At 71.5% G+C, this 12308-nt stretch carries 12 protein-coding genes and 1 tRNA gene; 8 read left to right on the forward strand and 5 right to left on the reverse strand.

Annotation, left to right across the window (positions count from 1 at the left end; translation table 11 throughout):
* Positions 1 to 110: 110 nt before the first annotated feature.
* Positions 111 to 183, forward strand: a tRNA-Gly gene (locus A4R43_RS29015).
* A gap of 600 nt (positions 184 to 783) precedes the next feature.
* On the forward strand, positions 784 to 1377 hold the full coding sequence (locus tag A4R43_RS29020) for a lytic polysaccharide monooxygenase auxiliary activity family 9 protein (RefSeq protein WP_113695196.1): 594 nt from the start codon (positions 784 to 786) through the stop codon (positions 1375 to 1377).
* 61 nt (positions 1378 to 1438) lie between these two features.
* Here A4R43_RS29020 and A4R43_RS29025 read toward each other — a convergent pair whose 3' ends face one another.
* The 3 genes from A4R43_RS29025 to A4R43_RS29035 form a co-directional block, all read right to left on the reverse strand.
* Positions 1439 to 1849, reverse strand: a complete 411-nt coding sequence (locus A4R43_RS29025) for an Imm7 family immunity protein (RefSeq protein WP_113695197.1) — start codon at positions 1847 to 1849, stop codon at positions 1439 to 1441.
* A 22-nt stretch (positions 1850 to 1871) separates the two neighbouring features.
* The gene (locus tag A4R43_RS29030; protein WP_113695198.1) at positions 1872 to 2165 is read right to left on the reverse strand and encodes a YiaA/YiaB family inner membrane protein; all 294 of its coding nucleotides are present in this window, start codon (positions 2163 to 2165) and stop codon (positions 1872 to 1874) included.
* Between the two features lie 71 nt (positions 2166 to 2236).
* Positions 2237 to 2845 carry a hypothetical protein gene (locus tag A4R43_RS29035; protein WP_113695199.1) on the reverse strand — a complete coding sequence of 203 codons (609 nt, stop codon included), beginning with the start codon at positions 2843 to 2845 and terminating at the stop codon, positions 2237 to 2239.
* A gap of 221 nt (positions 2846 to 3066) precedes the next feature.
* On the opposite strand from A4R43_RS29035, the gene A4R43_RS29040 reads away from it, so the two are divergent.
* Entirely contained in the window at positions 3067 to 4437 is a 1371-nt protein-coding gene (locus A4R43_RS29040) for a M28 family metallopeptidase (RefSeq protein WP_113695200.1), read from the forward strand.
* A gap of 4 nt (positions 4438 to 4441) precedes the next feature.
* Here A4R43_RS29040 and msrA read toward each other — a convergent pair whose 3' ends face one another.
* Positions 4442 to 5059, reverse strand: coding sequence for a peptide-methionine (S)-S-oxide reductase MsrA (gene msrA / locus A4R43_RS29045; protein ID WP_113695201.1), 618 nt, complete (start codon positions 5057 to 5059; stop codon positions 4442 to 4444).
* Between the two features lie 91 nt (positions 5060 to 5150).
* On the opposite strand from msrA, the gene A4R43_RS29050 reads away from it, so the two are divergent.
* The 4 genes from A4R43_RS29050 to A4R43_RS29065 are packed head-to-tail and all read left to right on the forward strand — an operon-like array spanning position 5151 to position 9044.
* Positions 5151 to 5771, forward strand: coding sequence for a hypothetical protein (locus tag A4R43_RS29050; RefSeq protein WP_113695202.1), 621 nt, complete (start codon positions 5151 to 5153; stop codon positions 5769 to 5771).
* The gene (locus A4R43_RS29055) at positions 5768 to 6655 is read left to right on the forward strand and encodes a hypothetical protein (RefSeq protein WP_113695203.1); all 888 of its coding nucleotides are present in this window, start codon (positions 5768 to 5770) and stop codon (positions 6653 to 6655) included. Before A4R43_RS29050 ends, A4R43_RS29055 begins: the two co-directional genes overlap by 4 nt.
* The gene (locus A4R43_RS29060) at positions 6652 to 7785 is read left to right on the forward strand and encodes an acyltransferase family protein (RefSeq protein ID WP_113695204.1); all 1134 of its coding nucleotides are present in this window, start codon (positions 6652 to 6654) and stop codon (positions 7783 to 7785) included. The genes A4R43_RS29055 and A4R43_RS29060 overlap by 4 nt, the downstream gene beginning before the upstream one ends.
* A gap of 53 nt (positions 7786 to 7838) precedes the next feature.
* Entirely contained in the window at positions 7839 to 9044 is a 1206-nt protein-coding gene (locus A4R43_RS29065) for a hypothetical protein (protein WP_113695205.1), read from the forward strand.
* A 10-nt stretch (positions 9045 to 9054) separates the two neighbouring features.
* Here the strand turns inward: A4R43_RS29065 and A4R43_RS29070 are convergent, their stop codons facing one another.
* The gene (locus A4R43_RS29070) at positions 9055 to 10704 is read right to left on the reverse strand and encodes a glycosyltransferase family 39 protein (RefSeq protein ID WP_162788640.1); all 1650 of its coding nucleotides are present in this window, start codon (positions 10702 to 10704) and stop codon (positions 9055 to 9057) included.
* Positions 10705 to 10909: 205 nt separating this feature from the next.
* Between A4R43_RS29070 and A4R43_RS29075 the strand changes: the two genes are divergently transcribed.
* A complete protein-coding gene (locus tag A4R43_RS29075; protein ID WP_113695207.1) occupies positions 10910 to 12304 on the forward strand; it encodes a flagellar basal body-associated protein FliL in 1395 nt (464 codons plus the stop codon).
* Positions 12305 to 12308: the final 4 nt, after the last annotated feature.

Here is a 12308-nt window from a genome sequence, read left to right on the forward strand (position 1 = left end):
CACCCCTCGTGCGCCAAGGGTAACCAAAGAGCCACCGTCCGGGTGGGTAAAACTGCCCCTCCGGGCCGTTGTATAGTGTGCACCGCACCGGCGGGAACCGCCGGGGCAATGCGGACGTAGCGCAGCTGGTAGCGCATCACCTTGCCAAGGTGAGGGTCGCGGGTTCGAGTCCCGTCGTCCGCTCGCATCTTGTGGTGCCGCGTGGTCGGCGTGCCGCCTTCCCGGCGGCGATTCTCGCAATGTTTTGTGGGGGCCGAGCCCCCACACCCCCGGCCGGGGGATGCCCCCGGAGCCCCCATCTCGGCTGGTTCCGTTGATTGCCGGGGCTTGGCTTTTGTTCGGCTGGGCGCCGGTTGTGGTCGAAGCCCAGGCTCCGGTTCGGCTGAGGCCGTTGATTGCCGGGGCTTGGCTTCCGCTCGGCTGATCCCGTTGGTTGCCGTGCCTGGCTGCTGCCGCGCCCTGTTCCGGTTCGGCGGAGCCCGATGGTGCGGCGCCATGCCCTGCGCCCGTCCGAACCAGGCCGCGGCAACCGAACACCTCAGCCGAGCCGCTTCTCCCCGGTTCGCGTGGTGGGTTGATCACGGTATGTGCTGAGTGTCCGTTTTGCTGGCCGTGGTGCGTCCGATTGAGGGGGCGCGCCGAGGGGTGGCGTCACTGGTGGTGGCCGGCGGGACGTTGGTCTAGTCCAATTGGGTTTTGGTCTAGACCATGGTGACGGTGGTCACTTAGACTCGGTGGACCCAGCTCCCCGTTTTCGCTTCGCTTATCCACCAAGGAGTAAGCATGGCCAAGAAAATCCTGGGCAGAATCGCCGCGATCGCGGCAGGCTGCGTCGCGTTGCCGGTGGTGCTCGCCGGTGTGGCGCAGGGCCACGGATACACCACCAACGCCCCGAGTCGCGCGTACCTCTGCAAGACCGGGGCGGTCACCAACTGCGGCCCGATCCAGTGGGAACCGCAGAGCGTCGAGGGACCGAAGGGCTTCCCGGCGGCCGGTCCAGCCAACGGCAAGATCTGCGCCGGCGGGCTCGGGCAGTTCGCCCAGCTCGACGACCCGCGCGGCGGCAACTGGCCGGCCAAGCAGGTGAGCAGCGGGTCCAACATGACCTTCAGCTGGACGCTCACCGCGGCGCACGCCACCACGTCGTTCCGCTACTTCATCACCAAGAACGGCTGGAACCCGGCCGCGCCGCTGACCCGCGACCAGCTGGAGAGCCAGCCGTTCTACTCGGTGCCGTTCGGCGGCCAGCGGCCCGGCTGGACCGTCACGCACACCGGCAAGCTGCCCGCGAAGTCCGGCAGGCACCTGATCCTCGCCGTGTGGGACATCGCCGACACCGGCAACGCCTTCTACCAGTGCGCGGACGTGCAGTTCTGATCCGGTGAAGACTCCGGGGCGGGCCGTCCTGCTTCCCTGCGGCGGCCGGTCCGCCCCGGTTTCAGAATTCGGCGTACGCGTCCGCGTCCGCCACCGTCGGCACCACCGGCGACAGGAACGGGTCGGCGCATTCGGTGACCTGCCCGCGCACCATCCGGTACACCCGGAATTCGTTGCCGTGCGCGAAATCCTCGTCGTCGTGGACGTGCAGCAGGCCGTAGGAGGCCGGCGCCAGCTCCCCCACGCGGATGAACAGGTGCAGCAGCGAGGCGCCCACCGTGCTCGGCCGCTTCAGCACCCCGCCGAGGTGCAGCACCGGCACGTCGTTGGCGTAGCGCAGGTCCACCAGCTGGGCGTTGCCGAACTCGCGCACCACCCGCCCCACGCGGTCGACCGCACGGTCCAGCAGCCCGTCCGGTTCGTCGCCGTCCGCACTGACCTGGATCGTCACCCACCCGTGGTATTCGAACATGGCCGAAGCCTAATTCCCGCGGTCACGCCGGCTCCTTGAAGGGGTCGTGCCCGGCCAGCAGCTTGTCCAGGCGCGCCTGGTCGACGCGGCTGAGGAGGTAGCTGTCCTCCTGGCGGTCGCGGACCACCTTGGCGAGGGTGAACGCGGACGTGATCGCGTAGAGCATGGCGACGCCGAGAAAGGCCCTGATCCACGGATCCACCGGGAGGAACGCCACCCCCAGCCCGACGGCCAGCACCGCCGAGCCGAACGAGATGGCCGCCTGCGCGAAAAACGCCCCCGTGGTCGGGGACGAGGAAGACACCGGTTTGCTCATACCCCGAAGCGTCGGTGAACGCCGCGACCCTGTCTTGAGTACGGCTACTCAAGACAGGGTCACAGCTCGGGTCAGGCGACCGGTTCCCAGAGGGCGAGGAAGGCGGCGGCTTCGCTGCGGATCCAGTGGTCCAGGCGGTCCCGGTCCCGGCGGCCCAGCGTGTACGCCTTCGACCGCCGGACGTCGAGGACCAAGGGGGCGCCGCCGCTGGGCAGCAGGTCCTTCATCCGCAACTCCATCAGGCGCAGCGCCAGGTGTGCGGCGTCCCGGGTGAGCGGCTCTTCCTTGAAGTACAGGTGCACGGCGTGGTCCCCGGCGGCCGAGCGCAGGCCGAACTGCGGGGTGATGCCGACCTCCAGCGCGCCGCAGCGCCAGCGTGCTCGCCCGACGTTCAGCACGGCGGGTTTCCGGCGGCCGAGGTACCGCAGCCAGCCGTCGGCGACCGCGCGGTAGTGCGGTGCCGAACGCGGCGTGGCGTTCGCGACCAGGATGTCCATCGCGGTGGCATCCATGTCGGCCTCCCGGCCGGTGCGGATCGCCGCCGCGGCCCGCCGGTAGAAGTCGAAGCCGGACGGCTCCGGGTTGTCGTACATCCGCCGTTGCCGCCGCACCAGCGTGGCGCGCTTGGCGCCCGCACTGCTGCTGCAGCTGACGAAGGTGGGCAAGGTTACATAGGCCACAGCGCCCTCCAGCTCTCCCGCGCGACTGCCTCCAGTATAGAACATATGTTCGAAAAATGCCCCTCAAGCTGCGGATTTACCGGGTTCGAACAGCCACGAGCGCACCTCGGGCCGCGCTCGGGCGAGCGGCGTATGCCGACGTTCGGCGGTTGTCCGGATTTCGACCGGTTTCATAAGGTTCGGCCAATGCTGGGGAAACATCCGACCGATGGGGTACGCACATGGCTGGGATTCGACGTCGCGACGTGATGACGGGCGCGGTGGCGCTGGCCGGTGCCGCCGCCATCGGGCTGAACCCCGCGACCGCCGCGGCGGCGGGCAGGCAGCGCCCCGGCGCGGCCGCCAAGCCGGACCTGGCCTTCGGCGACTACCCGGTGGTCGCCAGGGTCCGCGCGCAGCGCGCGCTCGAGCACCTCAAGGTGCTCAGCGACCAGATCGGCCCGCGCATCGCGGGCACCCCCGGTGAGCTGAAGGCCCGCGACCACATCGCGAGCACGCTGCGGAAACTGCGGTACCAGGTGACCGTGCAGCCGTTCCCGATCGCCGACAAGTTCCTCGGGCGGATCCGGATCGGTGACGAGAACTGGCAGACCGGCTCGTCACCGCAGGGCGCGCAGAACACCACCTTCTCCGGCGAGGTGGTCGACGTCGGCAGTGGCGCGGCGGACAGCTTCCCCGCCGACGTCACCGGCAAGATCGTCTTCTACGCGGGCATCACGAACGACGCCAACGCCTACCAGCTCGCCGCGCAACGCGGGGCGGCCGCGGTGCTGATCGGGCGGCTGAGCGCGAGCGCCGACCGCAAGCTCTCGGCGTTCTCCCCGACGCTGCCCGCCCCGGTAGGGATCCCGGTGCTCGGCGTGGCGCAGGTGCAGGCCGAAAAGCTGCGCGACCGGCTGCGGTCGGGCACCACGCGGCTCGAGGTGTCGTCGGACCACTACACGAACCTGACCTCGTACAACGTGCTCGCCGAGCGGCCGGCCACGGTGCCCGGCGGCGACCAGGGCGTGGTCATGATCAGCGCGCACTACGACAGCGTGCCCGGCTCGCCCGGCGCGAACGACGACGGCAGCGGCACCGTGCTGTGCCTCGAACTCGCCCGCGTGCTGCGGTACCTGCCCACGCGCAAGGCGGTGCGCTTCGCGCTGTGGGGTTCGGAGGAGTACGGGCTGATCGGCAGCCGGTACTACGTCAACAACCTGCCCGACGCCGAAGCGCGGCGGATCGCGGGCTGCTTCCAGAACGACATGGTCGCCACCAGCTACGACCCGGCGACGGTGTACTGGCTGCTTTCGGTGGACGGGGCCGACAACGCGGTCACGCAGGCCGTCGGCGCGGCCGCGCAGCGCCTCGGCTACGACCCGCGTGTGCAGGGCCCGGTGGCACGCGGCTCCAGCGACCACGTGCCGTTCTTCGAGCGGGGCATCGCCTCGGGCAACTTCAGCTGGCGCGGCGAAACCGGCCCGGCGGCGCTCGAGCCGACCTACCACACGCCGGAGGACACCATCGCCGACAACGTCAGCCTGGAGCGGCTGCAGGTTTCGCTGGAACTGATCGGCGCCGCCGCCTACGACCTCCTCCGGCGGGAGTGAGCGGTCAGCTGTCGGCGACGCCGAGGCCGATCGGGCAGGAGACGCCCGTGCCGCCCAGGCCGCAGTAGCCGTTCGGAACCTTGTGCAGGTATTGCTGGTGGTAGTCCTCGGCGTAGTAGAACGCGCCCAGCGGGGCGACTTCGGTGGTGATGGCGCCGTGGCCAGCCGCGGTCAAAGCGGGCTGGAAGCTCGCGCGCGACGACTCGATCTCGGCGCGCTGCGAGTCGTCCGCGAAGTAGGCCGCCGAGCGGTACTGCGTGCCGACGTCGTTGCCCTGCCGCATGCCCTGCGTCGGGTCGTGGCCTTCCCAGAAGACCTTCAGCAGCTGCCCGTACGAGACCCGCGCCGGGTCGAAGACCACCAGCACGACTTCGGCGTGCCCGGTCAGCCCGCTGCACACCTCTTCGTACGTCGGGTTCGGGGTTTCGCCGCCCGCGTAGCCGACCGCGGTCGAGTACACGCCGGAGGTCTGCCAGAACAACCGCTCGGCACCCCAGAAGCAGCCCATGCCGAACACCGCGGCGCGCAGGCCTTCGGGAAACGGCGGCTTGATCCGGCGGTCCGGGAACACCGCGTGGAAATCGGGGGTGACCAGGGGTTCGGCGCGTCCGGGAAGCGACATGCGTCCACTGTACGCACCCCTGCCCCGGCCCCCGGACCAGTGATCACGCACCATGTGAGCCACTATGGGTAACCGGGGAGGGAAACGCAGCGTGGTCGTCACGGCCGCGCTCCTCGCCGTACTCGCGATCCCGCCCACGGCCGCCTGGCTGGCTTGGGGCAGTGGCGCGAACCCGGACCGCGAGGTCCAGCCCACCGCGCTGGCCGACCCCGAACCGCGACGGCCGGGCCCGCCGCCGCTGCCGCTGGTCACCCCGCCCGGCGACCTGCTGATCGACCGTGCCAGCCGGATCTCCGCGCTGGTCTCCTACCAGCTGTTCAGCCAGGAGGAACTCGACGAGCTGGTGGCCACCGGCGTCGCCGCCGCGCATCTGCGGATGACCCGCGAGAACGGGGTGAACCTGCTGCTCAGCCGGTTCACTTCGCGCGACGACGCCGAACCGGAGAAAACCAAGGAAGCGCTCGACGGCATCTACGCCGCCGGCGGGCACCAGCGCGTCGACCCGGCACCGGCCGGGGTGACCGTCCGCCGGTTCAGCGAGGCACCCGACGCCCCGACCGTCTCCTACCACGCCCACTACGTCCGCGGCCGTGACGTGCTGCGCATCGACGCCAGCGGTGAGGCGGGCGTCCTCGGCGAGAAGATCGACCAGGCCTTCGGCTCGCTGCTCGGCGAGCAGACCGAGGCCTTCCCCGCCGGGGAACCGCGATGAGGACCCCGGTCGTGCTGCTGTCCGCGAGCGCGGCCGTGCTCACCGCGTACGGCTATCTCTTCGGGCAGTGGGCCGACCGGCACGACCAGCGCTTCGCCGTGCTCGACGTGACCAGGGAGTGGATCGCGCGCCCGCTCGGCCTCGGCGAGGACTTCGGGCCGCTCGGGTTGATGCTGCTGCTGGTCGCCGCCGGGTACGCGGCGGCGGCCGGGCGCGCGCCCGGTGAGCTGTACCCGCTGGCCGTGCTGGTGGTGGTCGCGCACCTGCTGCCGCCGACCGCCGGGCTGGTGCCGCTCGGCTGGGTCCCGGTGCTCGCCCTCGCCGGGTTCCTGCTGGCCAGGGGCACCGCGCTGCTCCCGGCGCGGTACCGATGGACCGGGCAGCTGGCGCAACTGGTGCTCGCGCTGAACGCCGTCGCGCTGGCCGACTTCGTGCCCGACCTGTCCGCCGCGGCCGCCTTCTTCCCGCTGTTCGTGGCCGGTCAGCTGCTGCACGCCAACCGGGCCGGGCTGCTGCCCGCGTGGGGGTGCGGGCTGCTGATCGCCGCCGCGCTCGCGGTGGTCTCGATCGCCGACCGGGTGGTGCCCGAACTGGACGGCTGGTGGTACCCGCTGGCCGCGACCTACGCGATGCTGCTGGGTGCGGTGGCCTTCCTGCTGGCCGGGCCCACCGCGGACCGGATCGCGGCGAACCCCGTGCCCCGCTGGCTCGCCGAGCGGGTGTGGTGGCTGGTCCCGCTCTACGCCGCGGTCGGCCACCCGCTGGCCGGCCTGCTCCCCCACCCGGCCGGGATCCTGGTGGCCGCGGTGGGCGTCGGACTGCTCGCCGAGGCCGGGCACCGCGGTTCCCGGCTGTTGTTCCAGCGCACCAAGGAGGCGGTGTGACCCAGACCGCCGAGCGACCGGCTCCCGCCGGTGCGCCCGCCCGCGGCTCGCACTACATGCACGGGCTCGACGTGCTGCGCGTGATCTGCTCGGTCGCGGTGCTCTACAACCACGTCGCGGGCTGGGCGAAGATGCGCGGCTCGGACGACTTCTGGCTGGCGGACCTGATCGAGGGCGGCGTGGTCGAGTCGCTGCACCTCAACGAGCTGCTCGGCTTCGTCGGCGTCGGCACGTTCCTGGTGATCAGCGGGGTGGTGGTGACGCACGTCAGCACCCGCGAGGCGCCCGGGCAGTTCCTCGCGCGCCGGGCGGTCCGGCTGTTCCCGGCGCTGTGGGTGGCGATCCTGTTGGCCTGGGTGCTGGCGCTGACCGGGGTGCTCGGCGTGAACCACCCGCCGGAGTTCGGCGACCTGCTGCTCAACCTCGGCCTGCTCAACTACAGCGTGGCGGACGCGTCCACGCTGCTCGCGGTCACCTGGACGCTGACCGTGCAGGTGGTGTTCTACCTGCTCGCGGCGGCGACCATCCCGCTGCTGCGCCGATGGCCGTGGCTGCCGCCGGCGATCGGGGCGGCGCTGGTCTCGGTGCTGATCTCGGTCACCAACAACCCCACCGAAGGCGGTCCGGCGAGCCTTCGGATCATCGCGTCGTTCCTGCCGGTGCTGTTCCTCGGGCAACTGGTGATGCTGGTGCGCGGCAAGCGGCTCGCCCCGCTGCCCGCGATCGCGCTCGGGCTGGTGCACCTGTGGCTCGCCGCGCGGGCGGCGGCCACCTGGAGCGGAACGCCGGACGGACCGGCCTACGTCCGCACGCTCGTGTTGATCCTGCTGCTCCTGCTGCTGTGCACCAGGGCGAACGGCCGGATCGCGCGGTCGCGGGTGATCAAGGTGCTGGCGGACCGCACCTACGCGGTCTACCTGCTGCACTTCGCGGTGGTGCTGGGCACGCTGAACCTGCTGGCCGATCCGCTCGGCTTCTGGCCCGCGCTCGGCATCGGCCTTATTGTGCTCGCGATCACAACGGAACTGCTGCACCGGTTCGTCGAACGGCCCCTGGCGCGGGGTTTCCGCCGCTGGGAGGCCCGGCGGGCGGCGCGCAAGACGGAATTCACCCGATCCAGCGACCGGTAATCTCCCGATAGGGCACACTGGTCCCGCCGAACAGACCGACCATGGAGCATGCGATGGGCTGGCAGGAAGAGCTGCGGCTGCTCGACGCCAAGCTGGCCGACGGCAGCCTGACCCCCGCCCAGCACCGCAAGATGCGTGACGAGCTGCTGGCCGCGGCGTCGGGCGGTGGTTCGACCTCCCCGGTGGCCGCGCCGCGCCGCGAGACCGATCCGGCGATGCAGGAGACGGCGGTGCTGCCCCGGATCCCGGTGGCCGGCCAGCCGATGCCCGCGGGCCAGGTCAAGCCGCCGCCGAACGCGGTCGGCGAAGCCCGCCCGGCGCCCAAGGTGGTGGAGAGCAGGCCGACGCTGCCGCTGGGCAATCCCGACCACAAGCAGCCGCCGAACGCGGCGGCGCTGCTGGCCGGTGACCGCCCGACCACCGCGCCGAGCCCGGCCGACCAGCGCGCCACCGAGTCGATGGCGGTGCCGCCGCGCGGGCTCTCGCGCGGGCGCAGCGTGCTCTCGCCGGTGGCCGCCCACCAGCCGACCCGGCCGTACGCCACCGAAGCGCAGCGCAGCTGGACCGATCCGCCGCCGCCCCCGGACTACGCCCAGGACGACCACAGCCCGCGGCGCACCGGCTCGACCTGGCTGTTCCTCGCGCTCGGGGTGCTGCTCGCCGGTGGCCTGCTGGCCGGTGGGGTGTGGTTGCTGTCGAAGGACGAGCCCGCGGCCAGCACCGCCGCCCCGCCGCCGTCGGCTCCCGCGCAGTCGAGCGAGCAGCTGCCGCCACCACCCGCGAATCTGCCGCTCGAGCAGCGGCTGCCCGAGCTGCCCGGCACGCAGAACGCGAACAACTCGACGATGCCCGTGGACAGGGGCACCGAGCTGAAGCTGTACGCGCCGGAGACGGCGAACATGTTCAAGCAGAACGGCGCCAGCGAGGTGGTCTACCGGTCCAGCTCCGACGGCACCGACGGGTACCTGGTGATGGTGGTGCCCGCGGGTTCACCGGAGGGCGCCAAGAACATCGCGGACGAGCTGCGCAAGGCGGCCGCCGACACCGGCTTCACCCAGCTCAACCTGGGCATGCCGCCGGGCAAGAGCGCGCTCGCCGGCTCGAACACGGTCGGCCGGATGAACGCGACCTGGTACACCTCGGACAATCTCGCCGTCGCGGTCTGGGTCTCGCAGGGTTTCGACAAGCAGCAGTTCGCGCTGGGTGAGCGGCTCAAGGGCACGCTCGCCAAGGTCGAAGCCGCCCTGCCGCCCGACTGACCGGCGCTGTTCACGGTGTCTGGCCGGGCCGCAGCCGGTCACCGCAGGCAGCACGCGGCTCGGCGTGGCGCTCGCGGTTGACCCGGCTGGTCACCACCTCGGCGTAGTCGCGGAGTTCCTGCAGCTTGGCCATCGACGGCACGGCGTCCTTGCGGACCCAGTCGCCCTTCGGACCGCCTTCGTACAGCGGGAAGTAGTCGCGGTCGAGGCGCGCGTCGGCGGTGATGCCGCTGATCTGCGACCACGGCTCGTGCGAGTGCACGAAGGTCGGCTTCACCTCGTCGAACAGGTAGTCCCGCAGCTGGCCGTGCTCCCCGGCCCCGGCCAGGTCGGCGATGCGCGCGTGCGTCAGGCCGACCAGGTCGACCACGCGCAGCCTGCTGGTCAGCGCGGTGCCGCCGACGTCCGGCACGAGCAGCGTGCCGTCGCGGAGGCCGAGCACGTCCGCGTACCCGTTGAACACCCGGCCGTAGCGGTCGGCGACCAGGCACGCGGGCACGATCGGCGACTCGACGTGGTCGCGGGTGGACTCGGCGAAGGCGGCGAAGGTGGGCAGCGCGGCGACCACCACAACCGCGATCACCGCCACCCGGCGGATCCCGCGCACGAACGCGCTCACCTCGGCGAGCACGAACACCACCAGCAGCGCGGCGATGGGCCAGAACGGCGTGGCGAACCGGAGTTCGCCGCCCGGCTCCGGGCCGAGCACGGAGAACACCACCGCCGCCAGCCCGAGGAACACCAGCAGCACGGCCAGCACGTCCCGCCGCGCCGACCCCTTCGCCAGCAGCACGCCGACGCCCGCGGCCAGCACCAGCGACAGCCACGCCCCGGCGTAGGCCAGCAGGTCACCGGCGAGGGCGAAGGTCTCCAGCCCCGGGAACTCCTGCCCCTTCGCGATCGCGGTGTTCGGCACGAGCCTGCCGAACTCCAGGTACCGCCAGACCAGGTAACCGCCGTACGGCACGGCGAACACGGCCACCGACACCGCACCGGCGCGCAGCACGTCCGGCACCCGGTACCGGCGCACGAACATCAGCAGCGCCAACGGGTACGCCACCACGTACAGCGCGCCGTCCGGCCGGGTCAGCGCGGCGAGCGCGGCCAGCAGCCCGGCGGCCACCGCGAGCCGCGCGCGGGTCAGCTCGTTGCGCGGCACCGCACGCAGGACGAGCGCCATGAGCCAGCAGACCGCCAGCGCGTAGAGCGAGTTCTCCAGCCCGGACACCGCCCACATCACGTACGACGGGACAAGCGCGAGCAGCGCCCCGGCGCCGAAGGTGAGCGGGCCCGGCCGCTTGCTGAAGCCCTTCGCCGCGTGGTGCAGCGCGGCGAGCACACCCGCGGTGGCGAGCAGCCCCAGCAGTTTCGGGAAGAACACGTAGTCCGGAACGCCGAACAGCGAACCGGTGTCGAAAACGCCGAGCAGTTTGCCGAAGATCAACAAAGCCAGCCAGGCCGGGTTCGAGAAACCCTCCACCCGATCACCGCCCGGCTGCAGCACCGGGCCGAAGCCGTCGGCGATGTCACGCGCGTACGCGAAGGTGATGGCGGCGTCGTCGATCAGCCAGTTTCCGTAGAGCAGGCCGTGCGCGGCGACCAGGGCGGTACCGCCGAATGTGGCGAAGACCCCGGAACTCCGCCCGGTGAATGCGGCCAAGTCGAGGTCCTCCCCCTCCGGTCCGGAATACACTCACTTATCAACCGCCGAACGTTCGGCATTACGCGCTGCTTGTCACCCGAAGGAAGTCCGGCCCGATCCGAGGGCCGGTCACCCGGGCGTGCACAATGGCGCAGGTCACCGCACCAGTAGTCGCAGGCGGCCGCGAATTGGATCCGCACCGCCGGAAGAGAGGGGCCAGAGGGTGTCCTGGCAGGAGGAGCTCCGCAAGCTGGACGAGGAACTCGCCTCGGGCCGGCTTTCCGCCGATGACTACCGGATTCGCCGGGATCAGGTGCTCTCGTCGGCGGTCGCGCCGGGCGAGAACCCGGCGTCCGGTGGGTTCGCCCAGCAGCAGGCGCCGCAGCAGCAGCCGATGTTCCAGCCGCAGCAGCAGCAACCGCCCCAGCAGCCGCAACCGCAGCAGCAGCCGCCGCAGGCCCAGCCGGGTGGTGCCGACGCGACCCAGGTGGTCTCGCCGGTGAGCCCGCCGCAGGGCACACCGCAGCCGAACTCGGCCGAGGCCACGCAGATCGTGCCGAGCGCCGATCCCGGTGCCGACCGCACCCAGGCCGTGCCGCGCTGGCAGACCCAGGCCCCGCCGCAGCCGAACTACCAGCAGCCCGGCTACCCGCAGCAGCCGCCGAACTCGCCGGCCGGCGGGTTCGCGCAACCCGGGTACCAGCCGCAGGGCCCGCACTCGGGCGGGTTCAACCAGCAGCACCCGCAGCAGCAACAGCAGCCGCAGCCGGGCTGGAACCAGCCCGAGGGTGACCTGAGCCCGCCTTGGGGTGGCTCGGAATTCCCGCCGCTGTCCCCGGCGTCCAGTTCGGAATGGACCCGCCAGGGCCCGGAGCTGTTCGAGGAGTCCAGCGGGAAGGGCAAGGGCGGCAAGGTGGCCCTGCTCGCGCTGGTCGCCCTGCTGGTGGTCGGTGGCCTGGTGACCGGTGGCATCCTGCTCTTCTCCGGTGACGAGGAGCCGAACCCGCCGGTGGCGCAGTCCAGCCAGGCACCGCCGCCCCCGCCCAGTTCCGCGCCGCCGACCAAGAGCTCGCCGAAGCCGGTCGACCCGAGCGCGCCGCTGATCGAGCGCATCCCGGCGCCGCCGGGCACCGCCGACAGCGGCAGCGGCAAGCTCGAGCTGGCCCAGCTCGGCGAGAAGTCCATCATGGACGGTGAGATGGTGTCGGCGCTGAACAGCAACGGTGCCACCGAGGCCGCCTGGCGTGGTTCGGTCAAGGGCGCCGACGCGAACAGCCCGTACCCGGACAAGTTCTCGATCACCGCGGTCCGCCTGCCGGACGCGGAGAAGGCGCAGGCCTCGCTCGCCGCGATGACCGGCCGGATGGACGACCTCGGCTACATCGCGGTGAAGGACCCGCTGGAGAACATCCCGTCGGACGTCCAGTTCTACAAGGACGTCAACGAGAAGAAGGCCGCCTACTACGGGGTCTGGGTTTCGCAGGACGTGGTGATCCAGGTGCACGTCTCGCTGGACCCGCTGCCGTCGCCGGCCAACGACGCCGAGGCCGCGATGAGCGGTAGCTACCAGCGGCAGGTCATCGCCACGCTGGCGAACTTCCCGGTTTCGGCCAGCTGAGGGC

This window comes from Amycolatopsis albispora (assembly GCF_003312875.1).
Taxonomy (GTDB): domain Bacteria; phylum Actinomycetota; class Actinomycetes; order Mycobacteriales; family Pseudonocardiaceae; genus Amycolatopsis; species Amycolatopsis albispora.